The sequence below is a fragment of the Rhodococcus sp. 114MFTsu3.1 genome, assembly GCF_000383555.1.
Taxonomy (GTDB): domain Bacteria; phylum Actinomycetota; class Actinomycetes; order Mycobacteriales; family Mycobacteriaceae; genus Rhodococcoides; species Rhodococcoides fascians_E.
Map to the genome: position 1 here is coordinate 355,303 of NZ_KB911547.1, position 19,531 is coordinate 374,833.

Below are 19,531 nucleotides of genomic sequence, written 5' to 3' on the forward strand. Positions count from 1 at the left end.
GTGCAGCGGCCGATGCGGTCGGCCGGACCGTGGACCCAAACCAGGGCGAGTCGGTCCCGTTCGGTTATGTACTCAATGTTCCATAACGTAGGCGGTTCTGTACTGACTTGTCAATTACTCGGTCGCGGCCTACCTTCGAGGCATGGCACGACCACGAACGTTCGACCGAGAACACGTCCTCAATGCCGCGGAGCGTCAGTTCCGCACCACCGGCTACAACGGCACGAGTGTCGACGACATCAGCGCCGCTACCGGCCTGGGCCGCGGCAGCTTGTACGCCGCGTTCGACGGCAAGCACGGCGTGTTGCTTCAAGCCCTGTCCGGATACTCCGCTCGGCTGGCGCATTTCGTCCCCAAGGCGCTCGCCGGACCGGACGACGGTGCTCTGGAACGGCTGCACCAATTCTTGCTGCGCGCCGTCAACGGCGTCCCTCTCGCTGCCGACGTTCCGCCCGCGCCCGACCGAGCAGCGGCGGCGTGCTTCGCCGCCAAAATAGCCCTCGAGCTGGGCAGCTCCAACCCCGAGCTGGAACGCGTTGCCAACGCCTGCTTCTCGACGATGGTGACCGCGGTATCCGAATGCGTGCGCGCCGCTCAACGCCACGGCGACATCGACGCCGACGCGGACCCCGACGACCTCGCCTACCTTCTGATCAGCATCGTCCGCGGACTCGATGTGGTTGGCGCACATGGCCACAGCCCCGCCCGGATGACATCGATCGCCGAAAATGCGTTCGCGCTACTGCCCCGCCCTCGACACCGGTAGGGCGCGCACGTACGCCACAGCCGCCGCAAAGGATCGTGCGTCGGGACTTTGCTAGCTCGGGTCGTGATCCCGTAGCCCGTCGCGAACGGCCATGAGGTAGACGGCGAGGAGCCTGTCGATCGTCGTGGGATCGGCTCCCAGGTTTCCTGGTCGCCAGGCGAGCGAGAGCAGACCGTTCAACGCCGCCCACAGGGTGGTGGCGAGGTCGTCCGGATCCAAGTCGGCTCTGACCGATCCGGAGCGGGCGCCCTCCCTCAGAACCTCTGCGAGGCGGGCGTTCTGAGCCTGGGTGAGCGCTGCGATCCGCTCGACCGCGTCGGATTCATCGGGCGGTTCGACCAGAATCCGGAATTCGTGAGGACGTTCTCGCGCGAACCGTGCGTAGGCGGCGGCGACAAGCAGGAGGCGTTCCTCCACCGTCCCTTCCGATTCGTACGCAGCGTCCATGTAGACGCGACTTTCGTCGAGCGCCTCCTCCGCTACTGCGGTGAGTAGCGCCGAGCGGCCCCCGACACGGTTGTAGATGGTCTGTACAGCGACATCCGCCTGCTCGGCTACCGCCTCGAGGGTGAGCGCCCCGACGCCATGAGCAGCGATGATGCTGCGTGCGGCCTCGAGCACCGACCGGCGGTTGGCAGCTGCGCGCCGTTGAGTGCGCGTCGTTCCTGTTTCGGCCATCACCGCGTAACTGTAGCCCATTCAATTCATGTAACTACTTCCATTTTTGGAACCTCTTACATATTGTGTGCCTATGACACGCACCGACGACCGATTCCCGTCCGGCGACGGCCAGTGCGCCGCCTGGCTGTACACACCGACCGACGAGCCCCACCAGGGCGGCAGAAGCCGTCCGATCATCGTGATGGGCCACGGCCTCGGGGGAATCAAGGAGATGGGACTCGACGCTTTCGCTCGACGGTTCACCGCCATGGGCTACCTGTGCCTCGTGTTCGACTACCGCCACTTCGGTGAAAGCACCGGCGAGCCGCGGCAACTTCTCGACATCGATACGCAACTCAGCGACTGGAACGCCGCAATCGCCCACGCGCGCACCCTGGACACCGTCGACCCCGCCTGCATCGTGTTGTGGGGAACCTCCTTCGGCGGCGGACACGTCATCGTCACCGCCGCACGCAACCCCGATGTCGCCGCAGTGATCACTCAGTGCCCGTTCACCGACGGCCTCGCCGCAGCACGAGCCATCCCCCTCCCTGTCGCCGCGAAAGTGACCGGCCGCGCGGTGCGTGATGCCGTCGGGGCCAAGTTCGGCCGACCGCCGGTGATGATCGACACCTACGGCCCGCCTGGGTCGACCTCGCTCATGACCAGTCCGGACAGCGCTGCCGGTATCACTGCGCTGATCCCACCGGGCATGGACGTACGCCGAGACGTCGCAGCTCGATTCGGACTCGACATCGTCCGCCATTTCCCGGGACGCAGTGCGAGCAAGGTGAAGTGCCCGATCTTCTACGCCATCTGCGAGCGCGACAGCGTTGCACCGCCGATCCCGACCCAGCGGTACGCCGCACGCTCTCCGCGCGCGGAGATAAAGCTCTACGACGCCGGCCACTTCGACATCTACGTCGGTGCCGATTTCGAGCGCAACATCGCCGACCAACTCGACTTCCTGGGTCGGCACGTTTCTGTCACCGAAAAGAATGACACCGAAACCAAAGGCACACGAGCGTGATCGACTACAACCTTGCCGGCCGCACCGTCGTCATCACAGGATCCACCGGCGGACTCGGTTCCGCCCTGGCGACAGCACTGCGCTCGCGCGGCGCCAATCTGGCCCTTCTCGATTTGGACGGCGACGCGGCAGCCCTACAAGCTCGCACTCTCGGCCCGGCGTCCGTTGCCCGGGGGTGGGCCGTGGACGTCACCGACCTCGACAGCATCCAGTCGGCGATCGGCTCGGCGGCCCGCCATTTCGGGCGAATCGATGTTGTGATTGCCAACGCGGGCATCGCCGCTGTGCAACCGCTCGAATCGATGGACCCTGCCCTGTGGGAACGAATCATCGACGTCAACCTCAGTGGAGTCTGGCGAACGTTCAAAGCATCGCTGCCCCACGTCGTCGAGCGGCGCGGATATCTACTGGCGATCTCCTCGATGGCCGCCTTCGTCCACTCGCCACTGAACGGCCCGTACGTCGCGAGCAAAGCGGGCGTCTGGGCGCTGTGCGACGCGACTCGGCTCGAACTGCGTCACCATGGCGTCGGGGTCGGAAGCCTTCACCCGACGTTCTTCCAGACACCGATGATGGACGCCGTGCAAACGGATCCAGTCGCCACCACATTGTGGGGAGGCAACCGCGCGGGCCTGTTCAAGATGATCCCACTGGACACCGTCGTCGCCGCCGCGGTGACGGGAATCGAGAATCGATCCGACATGATCGTCCCCACCCGCTCGAACGCCCTCGCCGCCCGCATACCCGGACTCATCCGTCCCATCACCGACCGAATCGGGTTTCGCCACAACGTGATCCCACGAGCAGTAGAACTCGCTTCGCACGCATCACCGTCATGAAGCCCGGCACAACGCGCCAAGATCGGGGGCGAGCGAAAGAGCCGTGCACACCGCGCGAGACGCGACGCGGTGACGCAGGCTATGCCGTCAGAGCGAGCGCCGTCAGCTGGCGTAGCAGTCCGACTTTGGTTTCCGGTCCAGACACCACAGCCTGCGAGCGCCGCGCGGTCGAACCCGACAGCGTCGCGAAAACCTGTTCCGACGTTCCGGTCACGGTGACGTCAGCGGGCGCACCAGAACAGGTGACGGTCGCGTTCACTCCCGACACGTCCGACGTCACAAGCACGCTTTCACCGTCCGCGTCGATGCGCGCAGTGACCGTCGGAAACCGCTTCTTCGCAGGGAGGGCTTCGGGCTTCGGAAACAGCGCCATGACCGAGAACACCAGCCAGCGACCGCGGCTGTGATCCGCGCCTGCACCGGCGGACATGAGCGGCGACGCCCACCTGGCGAGTTCGACCAACGGCGCCTGCAAACCTCGACCCCACTCGGTCAACGAGTAGACCCGCGACGACACCGGCGCCGCCTCCTCGGTGGACACCACAATTCCCGCTTCTTCCAAACTGCGAAGCCGCTGAACCAGCAAATTCGTGGCAATACCAGGCAGGGACCGATGCAAGTCCGAATATCTGCTCGGCCCGATCAGCAACTCCCGCACCACCAACATCGTCCATCGATCACCGACCACATCGAGACCTCGAGCGAGTGCACAGAATTCACCGTAGGACTTCACGATCGAAGCTTACACTTGACTTTCTGAACCTTGTACTTGAAATAATCAAGCAGTGACCTACCCATTGCATCTGCGAGCCCCCTCCCGCCTACCGGTACTGATCGTGCTGTGCTCGGCGACGCTGGCCATCAGCCTCGCCACAACCGCCATCAACGTCGCGCTCCCCTCTCTGGCGCTCGAACTGCGCGCCGACAACCGACAGCTCCAATGGATCGTCGATGCCTACAATCTCCTGTTCGCGACCTTCGTCCTCGCATTCGGCAGCCTCAGTGACCGCTACGGCCGCAAAGGCGCCCTCATCCTCGGCCTGTCGATCTTCGGCGGCGGAGCAGTAGGGGCCTCGTTCGCCGACAGCGCCGCACAGTTGATCGCCTGGCAAGCTCTGATGGGCCTCGGTGCCGCATTCGTCTACCCAACGACCCTGTCCATCCTCTCGAACGTCTTCACCGAACGAGCAGCCAAAGCAAAAGCGATCGGAATCTGGGGCGCAACAACCGGAGTCGGCGTCGCAGGTGGACCGATCCTCGGCGGCTGGCTACTCGAACACTACTGGTGGGGCAGCGTCTTCCTGGCGCTTGCCGTTGCAGCCCTCGGAGCCATCACCGCAGTGCTCGTCATCGTGACGACCTCTCGTGACCCGAGCACACCGCGCATCGACGTCGGCGGCCTCGTCCTGTCCGTGCTCGCGGTCGGCACCCTCGTCTACACCGTCATCGAAGCCCCCGAACACGGCTGGGCCAGTATCGCCTCATTGGCAGGATTCACCCTCGCAGCCGCGCTCTTCGTCGCTCTCGTGTTGTGGGAACGCAATCACACCGACCCGATGATCGACGTCACCCTCTTCGCCAACATGCGATTCACCGCCGCAAGCGCGTCGGTAACCTTCGCCTACTTCGCGTTGTTCGGCTTCATATTCCTCATATCGCAGTACTTCCAACTCGTACGCGGATACGGTCCACTGGAGACGGGCCTGAAGTTCATACCCGTCGCAGCATCGATCGCTGTCGGCTCCGTCCTCGGCACAGTCCTGGCAGTGCGCATCGGCAACAAAATCGTCGTCTCCGTCGGCCTGATCCTGTTCACCTCGGCTTTCGCATGGATCTCCACGCTCAGCACCGCCACCAGCTACCTCGAAATCGCCGGTCAGATGATTCCCCTCGGACTCGGACTAGGCCTGACATCGGCACCGGCAACCGAAGCCATCATGGGCGCCGTCCCGAAAGAGAAAGCAGGCATCGGCTCCGGCATGAACGACGCCACCAGAGAGGTGGGCGGCACTCTCGGCGTCGCGGTCATCGGCAGCGTCTACGCCTCGCTGTACACCTCCGGCCTGACCGCCACCGACACCGCATCGAACCTGCCCGACGACGCCACATCCGCCGTACAAGACTCCATAGGCGGCGCCGTCATCGCCTCCGAACAGATACGCGCAGCGGGCGATTCGTCCACAGCGGACGCAATCACCACCGCTGCCAACACCGCATTTCTCGACGGCCTCACCGCAGGCTCCTACGTCGCAGCAACAGTCACAGCAGTCGGCGCCGTCATCGCAGCAATATTCCTGCCATCGCGCCCCCAATAGCCTTGGCGCATCCACGTGCACTTCAGAAACAGTGGCGGAGAATCACTGCTGCGGCAGTCGAGTGTCCACCAACCCTCGGGGTGAGAGTGCCCGAGTGGAGGCTTCGAACCCACGCCGTCGTCACTGTGCCCGTTGCTGAACACCCGGGATAGCGAGTCTGTTTTGCTGCATCCGAAAACCACTGTCCCGATCGAGAAATCCGAATCCATATGGACCCTGGTGCCCCCAGTCGGACTCGAACCGACACTGTGCGGATTTTAAGTCCCTAGAAGTGAATCTGCATGAACTTCCATGGACCTCATATTTGTTTATTTGCAACGGTTTTCGTGCATCGTAGTCCGGACGAGTCCATGCTCGATCGTACCGACTTGTGACACTGTCGTGACACCGAGCTACCGCCGGCGCTGCGGCACCGGACAGTCGTGATCACCCGTGGACGACTACAGTTTCGGGTGGACGAGCGCGCCATCCCGCATCGGCGCTATGTGGGGACTCGTGACAACGAGACTGATTCGCCGCAAGCCGACATCGCCATGGAGTCGGTAGGCAACTGCATCTATGTGTCGCCAACGCTTTTCGGCGTCGAGCGGGCAAGTTTCGTAACTCTCGTTGTACGGCCAGGATTTCGCTGACTGGCTGCCTGCTTGGTCCGTCTTGGATTTGCAGAGCCGGACGATAGCCATCGCAGTGGTACGCGGTGACGCCACCCAGATGGAGGCCGGGAGTTCGCTGCGGCGATGACGCCGACGAAGCCGAAAAGCTACCAAGATCGGCGACAACAGACAGGAAAGCGTCCACGACATCGTGCGGAAACGACAGTTATCTCATGTCGAGGCAACTGACGTCTACCTTGCAACACGGTGATTCCGCCCGCATGGTCGTTGCGATCGATGACGACGACCCGGGTTGGTCGTCGTTTCAGCCGGTGACGGTCGGACGAACTTCGTCGACCATGCGTGCGACGTGCAGCGTCAGATAAGTGACCTCGTCGTCCGTCAGCGGAACACCGAGACGCAGCTCCAATACCGTCTGCAGCTTGACCGCGGTCGCGTGCGCATCTGGGTACACGTCACGAATAGCGTCACGGAGCTTCCCCAATCGCTCCTCGAGTTGCCGACCCGTGCAGGCTCGGACGAAGAAGTAGCGAAGATGCGTGATGAATCTCGCTGCGTTGACCGAATCTCGGTCGAACACCCTGTCATATTCGGCACCCATGATGTCGAAGAGCTGAGTGAACACACCCGTCATCTGGTACGTGAACGACAGGTCGCCGCTAGCAAATCCGGCATTCACCAGGTGTAGCGCAATGGCGACGGCTTCGTCCACTACCAGCGGCTGGTCGAGTTGGGTGTTCACGTATTCAAGAACCTTTGTGGCGGCTGCATATTCACGCGGATACATGTGAACAACCTCGCCGCGCAGCGGGTAGCTCATGGGCATGTTCTTCTCGTGGCGGACGACCGCGAAGCTGAGGTGGTCGGCAAGGGCGATCACCGTCGTCGACCCCAGCGTTGTGCCCAACTCTGCACGCGCTACGTCGAGCGCTCGGTCGGCCAACACGAGATGCTCCGGTGGAACAGCGGCGACCAAGGCACCGAAGTTGTCGGGATCCCGGCCGTCCTCCGGCACGAAAACTCTGGCCACCCGCTCCTGATCGACCCGATGACCGGGCTTGGCCTGAAAACCCAGACCTCGCCCGGTCACGATAACTTCGCCACCATTGTCCGCGCGCGCCAACACGACGTTGTTGTTGAAGATCCGCAGGATCTCCATGAGGCTTCCCTTCAGCCGAGTGACGCGCCGTTGCTACTGATCACATCTCGATACCAGACGAAGGACTTCTTCCGGTACCGATCGAGCGATCCGGTCCCATCGTCATCACGGTCGACGTAGACGAACCCGTACCGTTTGCTCATCTGCGCTGTCGATGCGCTCACCAGGTCGATGCAACCCCAGGTGGTGTAACCGAGAACATCGACGCCGTCGGCCAACGCTTCGCCGACCTGAAGCAGGTGCTGGTTCAGGTAGTCGATGCGGTAGTCGTCCTCGACTGTCGGAACGCCGTCGACCTCGACCAGGACATCCTTGGCCCCCAGACCGTTCTCGACGACGAACAACGGCTTCTGCCAACGCTCCCAGTAGTCGTTCATGACAACGCGCAGCCCTTGGGGATCGATCTGCCAGCCCCATTCCGACGCCTCGAGCGTCGGATTGGCGACACCTCCGAAGATGTTGCCTGCACCTGTCACTCGCGCTGAGGTATCAGCCGTCTCGCACATGCTCATGTAGTAACTGAACGAGACGAAGTCGACGGTGTTGCTGAGGTCGTTGCGATCCTGGTCGGTGATATCGAGCTCGATCCCGTTGTCTCGGAAGTAACGAAGCAGATACCCCGGATACTCACCGCGGCAGTGAATGTCACCGAACGCATAACTTTCGTGCTGTGTTTTCATCGCCGCGACCACGTCCGCTGGAGCCGGCGTCAACGGGTACGCCGGTAGCGCCAGAATCATGCAACCGATCTGCGCGTCGGGCATGATCTCGCGGGCCAGTCGCGTCGCCCGTGCCGATGCCACCAGTTCGTGGTGAACCGCCTGATACAGATCCCTCTGTGTCAGTTCATCTTTCGGCGTCTCGATACCGCCGGACAAGAACGGCTCGTGCAGAACGGAATTGATCTCGTTGAAGGTGAGCCAATACTTGACGCGAGCACCGTACCGGGTGAACAGGGTCTCGCAGTAGCGCTCGTAGAAGCCGATCAGCTTGCGACTGCTCCACCCGTCGTACGTGCGAGCGAGATGCAGTGGAGTCTCGTAGTGGCTGATGGTGACGAGCGGTTCGATCCCGTGCCGTTCCAGCTCGTCGAGCACCCGATCGTAGAACGCGAGTCCTTCTTCGTTGGGCTTGTCCTCGTCCCCCATCGGGAAGATGCGACTCCACGCGATGGAGAATCGGAAGACCTTGAACCCCATCTCGGCGAAGAGCGCGATGTCCTCGGCATATCGGTTGTAGAAGTCGATGGCGTGCAGCTTCAGATTGTCTGCGGTCGGCGCGTCGGATGGTGCTGCGGTGATGCCGCGGGGCATCACGTCCTGGATCGAAAGACCCTTGCCTCCTTCGTCGTACGCGCCTTCGATCTGATTCGCTGCCGTAGCACCGCCCCAGAGGAACCCCTCGGGAAAGTTGTTGTTCGTCATTGCGGTTCCCTTCTCAGACTGTGATTGCGATGGCGGGCGTGCCATGTGAGACGGCACCCGACGAGATGGATTCGATCGATGCGAGCTGCTTGGAATTGGTGACCACCACCAGCGTCATCGGGTCGAAGCCCGCCTTCTGCACTGCCGTGACGTCGAACTCGGCGATGATGTCGCCGGCCGTCACGACGTCACCGCGGGCGACCGAGGGCGTGAATCCCTCCCCGTTCATACGAACGGTGTCGATGCCGATGTGAACCAGCACCTCGACACCGTCGGAGGACCTGATCCCGTACGCGTGACCGGTCTTCATAGCGGTGATCACGGTGCCGGAAATAGGCGCGCGCACAACACCTTCGCTGGGTACCACGCCGAATCCTTGCCCCAGTACGCCGGAGGAAAATACACGATCGGGCACATCGGCGAGCGGGACGATCGTTCCGTCGACCGGTGACGTTATCTCCACCGTCCCCACCGTGACGGTCGCATCGGAAGAGTCGACCTCCGCCGCCTTCTCGCGATCCACGAACGCGAAGGTCAGCGCGAACGAGACGCTCACCGCGATGACGACTCCGGTTACCTGTAGGGCAAAGTTACCCACTGTGGTGAAAGCAGGAAGCGCCAGGATTGACGGGAAGACGAATGCAGTCGCAGCACTGCCGCCGGACGACGCGATCGCTCCGCCCACGGTACCGCCCACGATGCCGAAGAAGAACGGCTTCTTCAGTGGCAGATTCACACCGTAGATCGCCGGCTCCGTCACCCCCGCAAGGAAGCCTGATGCGGCGGCGGGTCCGGCGACGCTGCGTCGGAGACTGTTGCGAGTTCGGAAGAACACGGCCAGGGTGGCGGCTGCCTGAGCGAGTACGGCGCTGAGCAGCGGGCCGAGCAGGATCGAACTTCCGGAGATCGCGATGTCGTTGAGCATCGTCGGTATGAGGCCCCAGTGCAGCCCGAAGAGCACGAACACCTGCCACAGGCCGCCCAGGACGCCGCCGGCCAGCCACGGAGCGAAGACGAAGACGTTCCCGATACCCGTAGAGAGGGCATTGGCCAGGAAGGAAGTGACCGGGCCGACCGTCAGTAGGATCAGCGGAACCATGACGATGATCGACATCATCGGTGTCGCGAAGTTGCGCAACATCTTCGGTAGGAATCGCATCAATATCTTCTCGAGCCGTGCCTGAATCAGGACGGCCACGATGATGGGAATCACCGAGCTCGTGTAGTTGAACATCGTGACCGGAACAGCGAAGAATCTCACCGACTCACCGGACGCACTCAATTCGACTATCGACGGATACACCAAAGCCCCAGCTATCGCCATCGAGGTGAACTTGTTGGCCCCGAACCGATTCGCCGCTGTATAGCCCAAGAAGATGGGAAGGAAGTAGAAGATCGAGTCGGCCGTGGCGGCCAGGATGACATACGTCTGGCTGGAGGCGTCGAGCCAACCGAACTGCACTACGAGGCTCAGCAGAGCTTTGAGCAATCCTGCGCCGGCCAGAGGCCAGACGATCGGCTGAAAGATCGAGGACACAACGTCGATGAACCCGTTGAGCAGGCGCTTCGGCGACCACGCGGAGCCCTCGACTACCGCTCCGGTCCGTTCCTCTGTCGAGGCGTTACCGGTCAGTTTCGTGATTTCGGCGTGCACGGTCGGTACGTCGTCACCGATGACCACCTGGTACTGGCCGCCTGCTTTCATCACCACCAGCACACCAGGGAGCGCCTTGACCGCGTCGGTGTTCGCTTTCGCGCTGTCGCGCAGTTTGAAGCGAAGGCGAGTGGCGCAGTGCACGACCGAGTCGACATTGCTCTGCCCGCCCACCCCCTCGAGAATGTCCGATGCGAGCGACCTGTGGTCGATGATTGCCATGATTTTCCCTGTCGCGTTTCCGTGTTACGGCACAAAAAAAGACCTGAGCCGCACGCGTCCAAATGCGTGTAGCTCAGGTCTTGCCTCGTGACCGAGTAACAATCCTGGTAAAGCTTGTGATCGAGAACACTAACGGCACTCGACTTGATGCGCAAGGGGGACGACAAGGCGACGGTCGCATGGGTTCTCAGGTTCGGTCGAGCGATCAGCCGGAGACTCGTTTGCGTGTGGTGCGTTCGGCGAAAGACAGTCCGCCCCAGATTCCGTGGCGTTCTGCGTTGGCAGTTGCGTAGTCGCGGCAGGGGTCGCGGACCGGGCAGGTTCTGCATATTGTCTTGGCTTCGTGCTCGCGGCGTCGGCGGGCGGATCTGCTTTCGGTTTCGGGGCCGAAGAAGACCGATGGGCCGTAGAAGCCGCAGTCACCGTGTTGTTGCCACTGCCAGGGCGTTGCGCTGGTCGGCGAGGACGCACGAATGGTCATGGCAGCTTCCTCTCTCCATGCCGAGAACAGGGGTGGGCGCACGTAGGCGCTCGACCCCTGTTCTCGACTCTGGTCAATGCTGTCGTGTGTCAGGCGGGAACGGGCGACCCACGGTGAATTTCGTCCAGCTCGCGTGGCCGTGCTTCTATGCCGTTGGTCGGATCTTTGTGGAAACGGCCATCTTTCATGATGCCGACGATCTTGGATTGATCCTGCAGGATGGTGATGTCCTCGAGCGGATCACCGTCGATGAGGATCAGGTCGGCGTAGAAGCCGGGCGCAACCTGACCGAGATCATCGGGCATACGCATGATCTGGCCGCCGAACGCAGTGGCAGCGAGCAACGTTTCCTTCGTCGTGTAGCCGAGAAGGTTGACGAAGTGCGCGAGATCGCGGGCGTACGTGCCGTGCGGTGTCCACGCGAACCCGTAGTCGCCGCCGGGCAGAACGCGGATACCGCGCTCCTTCATTTTCTTCAGACCGTCGATGGCGCATTCGAGTTCGTGCTTGTACCCCGCTGCTTCGGCGGCCTCGGGTGGGTAGCCGAACGCGGCTGCGTCCTCGAGAGTGGCGACGAGCCAGTTCAGTCCCGGTGCGACGAATACTCGGTCTTTCTGCTCTTCGAGCATGTCGAGACCTTCGTCGTCGATGAACGAGGCGTGATAGATGATGTCGACGCCGTTGCGCAGTGACATCTTCACCGATTCACCCGAGCGTGCGTGGGAGCAGACACGTAGCCCGCGGCGATGAGCTTCGGTGACAGCAGCGAGGGTCTCTTCGTCGGAGAAGTAGTTGTCCTCCGCGTGCTGGTTGCCGGTGATCTCCTCACCGGACATCGACAGCTTGACCAGGTCCGCGCCCATTTCGACGTTGCGACGCACTTGCTTGCGCATTTCCTCGGGTCCGTCGGCGAAGGCGGTGATGCCATCGACCAATGCACCACCGGTGACGGCGATTTCCTGACAGTTCGCCAGGTAACGCGGGCCGGGGATCTGACCGTCGTTGATGGCGTTGCGGATCACCACGTCCAGGCGAGGCTTTGCTGCAGCGGCACCGACGCACATGGTGTAGCCGGAGTCGATGTACGTCTGCGCCGAGCGAGCGCACAACAACGTGTGTTCCTCGACGCCCATGGTGCCCAGGCCGGGCAGATCAGCGGAGTTGACCCAGGAGAAGTGGGTGTGTGCATCGCAGAGACCGGACATCAGAAACTTGCCCTGCCCGTCGACGACCCGAGCACCGTCTTGCGGTAGATCGCCGGCTCCCTTGCGGACCTCGACGATACGTTCGCCGTGAACGAGGACCTCTCCCTCGAACGGGTCGGAGCCGGAGGAATCGAAAATTCGTACGTTGGTGAAGAGAACTGCCTGATCCGTGGACGGTGACGACGTCATTGTCGGATCTCCTTTCTGAGTAAAATCAGGGCTTGACCAGGAAGTCCTGGAGCCGGTGGGTGACCGAAGCGGAGTCTTCGAGCGAGTGCCAATGTCCGACGCCCTCGAGAACGTTCAGTTGGGCACTGGGGTAGGTTCCGAGCAATTCTTCGTTGACCGCGACCGGGCTGACCTTGTCGCCGTCTCCGGTCAACAGCAGGACCGGGACGGAGATCGACGCAAAGTCCGGGTTCTCGGCCGCAGCGAGTGCTTCGCAGGCAAAGGCATAGCCTGCGGGGTCCTGGCCGAGGAGCAATTCACGAACTGCTGCAACGGTGACCGGCTTGCTCTCGTGTGTGGTCGACGACAGTGCCGCACCGAGAATGGTGTCGGCGACAGCAGACATTCCCCCTTCACGCACGGTGCGCGCGCGTGCCCGGGTCGCAGTCTTGGCGGCGTCTGGTTGTGCCTTGACCGGGCCGAGCAGAGCGAGCTTGCTGACGCGGTCCGGGTAAGTCGCAGCGAAGGTCGCCGCCACGAGAGTCCCCATCGAATGCGCAACCAGTGCTGCCTGCTCGATGCCCTCGGCGTCGAGCAGGGCTTTGAGTTCCTCGACCCACCCGGTGATCGAATTGGGGCCGGCGACGGGTGAACGACCGTGTCCGGACAAGTCGTACCGCAGCACGGTGTGCGTTTCGGCGAGAGCGGCAACCTGCGGTTCGTAGACAGTGGTGGATCCGCCGAGACCATGGATGAGCACAACGGCGGGGCCGGTGCCGGTCTTCTCGACGAACAACCGGCTGGTGCCGGCCGCGACGAGATGATCGGGGTCGCTGGGTTCGCCGATGACATTGCGCAGTTCACCGAGGCCCGGTGCAGAGATGACGACCTCGTCCCCGGGGACGAGGTACTTCGGTGGGTCGAAGCCGATTCCGACACCGACCGGAGTTCCGGTTGCGATGACATCACCGGCTTCGAGAGTGATTCCTGCGGAAAGGGTTTCGATGATCGTGGGGACGTCGAAGATCAGTTGCGAGGTGTTGGTGTCCTGGCGGAGCTCGCCGTTGATGCGAGTCTGCAGCTGCAGGTCGTCGATGTCGATTTCATCGGCGGTCACTGCCCACGGTCCGAGCGGGCAGAACGTGTCGAGCGACTTGCCGATGAACCACTGCTTGTGATCACGCTGCAGGTCGCGAGCAGTCATGTCGTTGATCAGGGTGTAACCCCACACGTATTCCATGGCGTCCTCTTTGCTCACCTTGGATGCGCGTTTGCCGATGATGACGCCGATCTCGCCCTCGTAATCGAGCGCAGAGGTGATATCGGTGTGGGGATCGATCGCATCGCCCGAGGCGATGACCGTCGCGGCCGGTTTGGTGAACACCACCGGATGCTGGGGAACGTGCTGTCCATCAGCGGATCCGGTTGCGTCGAAGCCGCTCTTGGCGAACTCGGCGGCGTGCTCGCTGTAGTTGCGGCCTACGCAGAACACGTTGCGGCGCGGGACGATCGGGGCGAGGAGCTTGCCGCCCTCGGCTGTCGTGGCGGCTGTCAGTCGGTCCGTGGCGGCCGCGCCTGCGTCGATGACCTGCTGCAGCGTGGTGATGGATTCGCCGGTATCGGCGAATCGGACTGCGCGGGCAGCCCCGTTCTGGTCGACGGCACAGATCTGTGCGCCGTTTTTCGTCTGAATTCGTGCGAATCGCACTGAGCCTCCCAAACCAATGTGAACCAAACCGTTATTCGGTCCGTATTGGTTACGATAGGTCGAGGAACTGTGACCGTCAACACTCGATCTCGAATCCATAGGCCGACCTCACAGGAGGTTCATCGTCTAACATTGGTTCACATTGGTATGGCTACAGGTGGGAGGTTGTTGTGACGCTGGCAGTCGGTCCTCATGCGGCCACCCTTCGGTTCATCGATGGACTCGTCGCAGACGGCGGTCTCGGCCCCGGGGACAAGCTGCCGACCGAGCGGGAACTCTCGGCCGCCGCGGGAGTGAGCCGCGCGGTGGTCCGCGCTGCTCTGGATACGCTCGAAGAGCGGGGCGCTGTGGTTCGCCACGTCGGCCGCGGAACGTTCCTCACACCTCGCGCTTCGACCGAGCTCGAGGTGGCCGATCACCCGAGTCCGGCCGAGATCATGGCATCCCGTTTCGTGCTCGAACCCGAACTCCTCCCGCTGGCGGTCAATGCTGCGACCCGCGCCGACATAGACGAGATGCATCGCTGCCTTCGCGGCGGTCACGACGCAACCACGTCGGAAGAGTTCGAGCGCTGGGATACGTTGTTGCATCACAGTTTTGCGCTCGCCACTCACAATATGGTGCTGATCGGGGTCAGCAAACTGCTCATCGACAGCCGTAGCCAGCCGATCTGGGGCTCGCTCAAACGCCGGAGCTTCAATCCGGAACTGAAGCAGTGTTACTGCACCGAACACGAAGCCATCGTCGCTGCCCTCGAAGACAGGGACCCCACTGCGGCCAGCGAGGCGATGCGTGAGCATCTTCGCCACGTGCGCACAACACTGCTCGGCGTCGATGGCTGACCAGTTTACGCAGATCGATAGTGCAACAGAATGATTGAGACGGGAATCGATTCAGGGGACTACATCGAGTGGCCGTGAGAACGGCTGGCCCGCGTCGGACATCATCCCGTCGTCCTCCTCACAACTCCGTGATATTGCCTGACAAGCGGGACCGAGTCCACACACCCTCGGACTGCAGCCGCGGTGGAGGTCCTACTGATGTGCGGACTGCCGAACGAATCTCGGTATGGCGATCGCGGTGGGCAGTGCGACAAGAGTAAGGACGGCAGCGAGGACGAAGGCGCTGGGGAATCCTTGCCCTGCCAGGGCGTGGCCGAGGGGCACGGAAACAGCGGCGGTACCGAGCGCGACGCCGAGTTGGCGCACCACACCGAGAATGCCGGTACCGCGGGCGATGGAGTCATTGTTCATGCAGTCGAACGGCACGGTCTGCAGTGGGACGATCAGCAATCCGAACGATGCCCCGCCAACGAGAAGAACCACACCTAGTGCCGGTGGCGGTGTGTTCTCCGAGAACATCGCGAATGCTGCGGTGGCGACCGCGGAACCTGTGAGACCGGAACCGAGAAGTGCGCGTGTTTCGATCAGCCGCAACAACTTCGGCGCTGTGATCGTCGAGAGGATGATTCCCACAGCATGGCAGGCCAGCAGCAGCCCAGTGGCGCGGACACTCAGCCCGTAGGGGCCCTGCAGGAACAGCGGGAGCGCGAAGAGCAGTGCACCGAATCCGGCAGAGGCGAGGAACATCGTCGCGTTACCCAGCGCGAAGGGTCGACGGGTGAACATACCCAGGTCAACCATCGGAGCGTCGGTTCTCAGTTCGATTCGGATGAAGAGGGCAAGGGCGACGAGGCCAAAGCTGAAGGGCCCGAGCACGACCGGTTGCACGAAGGATCCGTCGGATGCGTTGGACAGTGCCAATGTCACCAGAGCAAGACCAGTGGCACCAGCCATCCAGCCTGGCACATCGAGGCGCCCGACCCGCTCGACCCTGTGCTCGTCGAGCCAGAACAGTGCCAACACGAACGCGAGTATCCCGATCGGCACGTTGATCACGAAGACCCAGCGCCAGCCGATGGTGTCGACGAACGCGCCACCGAGGAGCGGGCCTAGGGCTGGAGCCGCCGCGGCGGGAACGGAGAGGATTGCCGAAGCTTTGGCGCGTTCGTCCTCGGGGAAGGCGCGGAACAGAAGCGCCATTCCCACCGGTACGAGCATTCCGCCGCCGACACCTTGAAGAGCACGAGCGGTGATGAGGGCGTCGACGTCCCAGGCAGAGGCGCACAGCGCCGAACCCGCGGTGAATATGGCCAGCGCGAACAGAAAGATCCGTTTGGAACCGAACCGGTCGGCGGCCCATCCACTGGCCGGCATGATCGCGGCGACGACGAGGACATACGCAGTCACTGCCCACTGCACCCGTGCGATAGGAGTGTCGAACTCGCCCCGCAGCGCAGGAACAGCGATATTGACGATTGTCAGGTCCAACAGGTCGATGAACAGCGCCGCGACGGTGACAACGGCGACCTTGTACTTGAGAGGCATGACTTCACGCTACGAAGCCCGCGACGCGGACGCTGTAGACCTCGGTCGGACATTCTTGGACTATTCTCCGATTTAGCTTTCGCATGCCTGATCTGCGACAGCGTTATCAGGGGAGGCTATCCGACAATGTACCGTTCTCCACCAATCTTCGAGCTGGACAGGTCAAACCGACGTCTTCCGGCGCTTGATGTGCAGCGGATCACTCCCGCCCACCCTCGGGTCCGCAACGGCGCCCACGGCCACCACGACTTGGAGATTTTGTACTTTTCCTCCGGCTCCGGGGTGCACGAATGGGCAGGACGAAGGTGGCCCGTCGGCCCCGGTGATGCCGCAGTGATCCCTCCGCGAATGGTGCACGACCTGTCCGGGATAGCCGATGCGAAGGGATGGGCGGTGCAGTTCTCCCCTGCCGTGCTCGAGAATGCGGCTGACGGCGGCCAGGCATTACAACTGTGGCGATCGAATCCACTGTTGAGCACTTTTCTCGTCGCGGAGCATAGGTCCGAAGCGGGGAATTTCCGTGTGGTCGACGCCGCTCGACCGCGGTGGGAGATGATCCTCACCGGCCTCGAAAGTGAACTGCGGGATCAAGATCCCGGCGCGGATCAAGCGATGCGGTCGTATCTGTTCCTGCTGCTGCTCGAGGTCGCGCGAGCGGCCGGTGACGTCGAGGGCACGCTGATGCAGCGCCGTGAGCCGATCCTGGCGCACACGTTCGGGGTTATCGAGAAAAGATTCGGTCGTCCGTTGTCGACAGGTGATGTGGCGGACGCGGTGGGCATGTCATCGGGACATCTGACCACGCTTGTCCGCGAGCGGACCGGCAGGACGGTCGGTGATTGGATCCTCGAACGGCGGATGACCGAAGCCCGCTGGCTGTTGACCAGTACGGATCTGACTGTCGAGACCATCTCCGGCCGAGTCGGGTTCACCGATCCCGCGTACTTCAACCGGCGGTTCCGCGAACTTCATGGCACACCCCCTGGATCTTGGCGACGCCGGTAGCGCTCTGCCAGGGCGCTCGGCCGTGCCCGCTGATCGCCGACGAGCAAGGGCTGTCCGCAGATCGGTAGCGCAACAGAATGATTGAGACGGGAATCTATTCAGGAGACCACACCGGGTGGCGGTGAGAGCGGCTGATCCGAATCCACGGCCTGGACGGCTCCCGTATCGAGCGCACTGATCGCGTGCACATCCGAATCCGTCATCTCGAAATCGAAGATCTCGATGTTTTCGGCAATGCGCTGAGGAGTTGCCGACTTCGGCGTGGCTATCAAGCCCAGCTCGATATGCCATCGCAATACGATCTGGCCAGGAGATTTCTCGTACTTCGTTGCGAGTCGCCGGATCACCGGCTCGCTGAGCAGGTCCGAGCCGGGGTGGCCGAGGGGGCTCCACGACTCGGTGATGATGCCTGTTCGACTGTGGTGGTCGCGCGAGTCGCGTCGATTGGTACGCGGGTTGAGTTCGATCTGATTGACCGCAGGCACGATCTCGGTGGCGTCGATCAGCGTGTCGAGATGAGCGGGCTTGAAGTTCGATACCCCGATCGCACGTACTGCGCCGGTGTCGAACAAGTGCTCGAGAGCGCGCCACGTCTCGACATACAACCCGAGTCCTGGCATAGGCCAATGGATCAAGTAGAGGTCGATGTAGTCGAGCCCGAGCGCGGATGCCGACGCGTCATAGGCGCGCAGGGCCGACTCGTACCCATGGTGGGCATTTGCGAGCTTCGTGGTCACGAACAGCTCACTGCGGGCAATGCCGCAGTCCCGCATTCCCGTGCCGACAGCCTGCTCGTTGCCGTACGCGGCGGCTGTGTCGATCAATCGGTATCCGGAGGCGAGTGCCGCCGTCACGGCATCGGATGCCTGGCGGCCTTTCATCGGCCAGGTGCCAAGGCCCAGACGGGGCATCTCGATGCCGTTGTTCAGTGTCAGCGTCGGAGCAGAGGGCGCGTTCATCGTATTCTCCAAGATTGTGCGAGCTGAGTGTTCTTCAGCGTGGACCACCTCGATACCGCAGTCGAATTACATTCTGCGATATGAGCTTTCGTGATGGGGGCAGCGGTCACGGAACAGGGGACGCAGGATCACGAAGGGGCCTGCGCGTGATGTGCCTCGCCCTCGTCCCGTAATCGCCGACGTGGTTGCGCAGCAACGTGGAGGCCTTCTTGGCGTCGCCGGAGTTCAGGGCCGCCGCGATGGGCCGGTGTTCGTCCGCAATGCGTGCGAGCGGAATAGTGCTGGTGGCCAGGCTGACTGTCGTGAGAATTTCGATTCCGAGTGCTTGCCAGGCGTCCAACAACGCCCGATTCTCTGCTGCTTCGACAATGTGCCGATGGAACGCGGCACTGGCGCGCGCGAAGCGGACGAGGTCACCCGATTCGGATGCGGTACCCATCGCGTCGATGTGGCGATCGAGTTGTTCTGTGGCACCTTTCATTCGAGGAGCAGCAAACGTTCCCGCGAGGCCTTCGAGGGCCGCCCGAACCGGGTAATACTGTTCGAGGTCTTCACTGCGCAGCGCGCGCACCCGGGTACCTCGATTGGGCACGTACTCGACGAGGCCCGTGGCTGCGAGTTCTCGCAGAGCCTCCCGGACCGGTGCCTGCGACACACCGAGCGAGGCAGCGACGTCGAGCTCACGGATTGGGTCCCCGGGGCTGTAGACGCCGTCGAGGACGCGCGTCAGCAAGTGTTCACGAATCTTGTTTCGCAGTGGTTGACGTGGTGCCATAACCATCTCCTGTGTACCTCGAACGCGCATGCCGTTGCACAGATTATCGATAATAAGGCCTCAGCGCTACACCTGTGGTGATGCGCGCCTCATTCGATTTCGTCCGGAATCGAACCGTGTCATGCTTGGGGCGTCGCCAAATTATCGATAATCATGCAAG

Annotated in this window: 17 protein-coding genes and 1 tRNA gene; 6 read left to right on the plus strand and 12 right to left on the minus strand. The window is 62.5% G+C overall.

Annotated features, from left to right (window positions below):
* Nucleotides 1-142: 142 nt before the first annotated feature.
* Nucleotides 143-766 (plus strand): TetR/AcrR family transcriptional regulator, encoded by a 624-nt coding sequence (locus H292_RS0109965; protein WP_020111301.1) that lies wholly within the window; start codon nucleotides 143-145, stop codon nucleotides 764-766.
* A 51-nt stretch (nucleotides 767-817) separates the two neighbouring features.
* Here H292_RS0109965 and H292_RS0109970 read toward each other — a convergent pair whose 3' ends face one another.
* Entirely contained in the window at nucleotides 818-1,444 is a 627-nt protein-coding gene (locus H292_RS0109970) for a TetR/AcrR family transcriptional regulator (RefSeq protein WP_020111302.1), read from the minus strand.
* A gap of 73 nt (nucleotides 1,445-1,517) precedes the next feature.
* On the opposite strand from H292_RS0109970, the gene H292_RS26980 reads away from it, so the two are divergent.
* Entirely contained in the window at nucleotides 1,518-2,456 is a 939-nt protein-coding gene (locus H292_RS26980) for an alpha/beta hydrolase (protein WP_020111303.1), read from the plus strand.
* Nucleotides 2,453-3,295, plus strand: coding sequence for an SDR family NAD(P)-dependent oxidoreductase (locus tag H292_RS0109980; protein WP_020111304.1), 843 nt, complete (start codon nucleotides 2,453-2,455; stop codon nucleotides 3,293-3,295). The genes H292_RS26980 and H292_RS0109980 overlap by 4 nt, the downstream gene beginning before the upstream one ends.
* A 79-nt stretch (nucleotides 3,296-3,374) precedes the next feature.
* Here H292_RS0109980 and H292_RS26985 read toward each other — a convergent pair whose 3' ends face one another.
* Nucleotides 3,375-4,028: a winged helix-turn-helix transcriptional regulator gene (locus tag H292_RS26985; protein ID WP_020111305.1), complete on the minus strand. Its 654-nt coding sequence runs from the start codon at nucleotides 4,026-4,028 to the stop codon at nucleotides 3,375-3,377.
* 52 nt (nucleotides 4,029-4,080) lie between these two features.
* On the opposite strand from H292_RS26985, the gene H292_RS0109990 reads away from it, so the two are divergent.
* A complete protein-coding gene (locus tag H292_RS0109990) occupies nucleotides 4,081-5,610 on the plus strand; it encodes an MFS transporter (protein ID WP_020111306.1) in 1,530 nt (509 codons plus the stop codon).
* A 217-nt stretch (nucleotides 5,611-5,827) separates the two neighbouring features.
* Here H292_RS0109990 and H292_RS28105 read toward each other — a convergent pair.
* The 7 genes from H292_RS28105 to H292_RS0110015 all read right to left on the minus strand — a co-directional run bounded on the left by H292_RS28105 (nucleotide 5,828) and on the right by H292_RS0110015 (nucleotide 14,245).
* Nucleotides 5,828-5,922: transfer RNA gene (locus H292_RS28105), tRNA-Leu, on the minus strand.
* A 606-nt stretch (nucleotides 5,923-6,528) separates the two neighbouring features.
* On the minus strand, nucleotides 6,529-7,383 hold the full coding sequence (locus H292_RS0109995; protein ID WP_020111307.1) for a PRD domain-containing protein: 855 nt from the start codon (nucleotides 7,381-7,383) through the stop codon (nucleotides 6,529-6,531).
* Nucleotides 7,384-7,394: 11 nt separating this feature from the next.
* Nucleotides 7,395-8,807 (minus strand): glycoside hydrolase family 1 protein, encoded by a 1,413-nt coding sequence (locus H292_RS0110000; RefSeq protein WP_027498722.1) that lies wholly within the window; start codon nucleotides 8,805-8,807, stop codon nucleotides 7,395-7,397.
* Between the two features lie 13 nt (nucleotides 8,808-8,820).
* A complete protein-coding gene (locus tag H292_RS0110005; RefSeq protein WP_020111309.1) occupies nucleotides 8,821-10,683 on the minus strand; it encodes a beta-glucoside-specific PTS transporter subunit IIABC in 1,863 nt (620 codons plus the stop codon).
* A gap of 205 nt (nucleotides 10,684-10,888) precedes the next feature.
* Nucleotides 10,889-11,164 carry a WhiB family transcriptional regulator gene (locus H292_RS27850; protein ID WP_037188180.1) on the minus strand — a complete coding sequence of 92 codons (276 nt, stop codon included), beginning with the start codon at nucleotides 11,162-11,164 and terminating at the stop codon, nucleotides 10,889-10,891.
* Between the two features lie 89 nt (nucleotides 11,165-11,253).
* On the minus strand, nucleotides 11,254-12,558 hold the full coding sequence (locus tag H292_RS0110010; RefSeq protein ID WP_020111310.1) for a metal-dependent hydrolase family protein: 1,305 nt from the start codon (nucleotides 12,556-12,558) through the stop codon (nucleotides 11,254-11,256).
* Between the two features lie 25 nt (nucleotides 12,559-12,583).
* The gene (locus tag H292_RS0110015; protein ID WP_020111311.1) at nucleotides 12,584-14,245 is read right to left on the minus strand and encodes a bifunctional fumarylacetoacetate hydrolase/alpha/beta hydrolase family protein; all 1,662 of its coding nucleotides are present in this window, start codon (nucleotides 14,243-14,245) and stop codon (nucleotides 12,584-12,586) included.
* A 170-nt stretch (nucleotides 14,246-14,415) separates the two neighbouring features.
* Between H292_RS0110015 and H292_RS0110020 the strand changes: the two genes are divergently transcribed.
* Complete coding sequence (locus H292_RS0110020) at nucleotides 14,416-15,087, plus strand: FadR/GntR family transcriptional regulator (protein ID WP_020111312.1); 672 nt, start codon at nucleotides 14,416-14,418, stop codon at nucleotides 15,085-15,087.
* Between the two features lie 192 nt (nucleotides 15,088-15,279).
* On the opposite strand, the gene H292_RS26995 is transcribed toward H292_RS0110020, so the two are convergent.
* Complete coding sequence (locus H292_RS26995) at nucleotides 15,280-16,632, minus strand: DHA2 family efflux MFS transporter permease subunit (protein ID WP_020111313.1); 1,353 nt, start codon at nucleotides 16,630-16,632, stop codon at nucleotides 15,280-15,282.
* A 126-nt stretch (nucleotides 16,633-16,758) separates the two neighbouring features.
* On the opposite strand from H292_RS26995, the gene H292_RS0110030 reads away from it, so the two are divergent.
* A complete protein-coding gene (locus H292_RS0110030; RefSeq protein ID WP_037188183.1) occupies nucleotides 16,759-17,637 on the plus strand; it encodes an AraC family transcriptional regulator in 879 nt (292 codons plus the stop codon).
* Between the two features lie 98 nt (nucleotides 17,638-17,735).
* Here H292_RS0110030 and H292_RS0110035 read toward each other — a convergent pair whose 3' ends face one another.
* Both H292_RS0110035 and H292_RS27000 read right to left on the minus strand, forming a co-directional pair.
* Nucleotides 17,736-18,596 (minus strand): aldo/keto reductase, encoded by an 861-nt coding sequence (locus H292_RS0110035; protein ID WP_051127738.1) that lies wholly within the window; start codon nucleotides 18,594-18,596, stop codon nucleotides 17,736-17,738.
* 106 nt (nucleotides 18,597-18,702) lie between these two features.
* A complete protein-coding gene (locus H292_RS27000; protein ID WP_020111316.1) occupies nucleotides 18,703-19,371 on the minus strand; it encodes a GntR family transcriptional regulator in 669 nt (222 codons plus the stop codon).
* Nucleotides 19,372-19,531 lie beyond the last annotated feature (160 nt).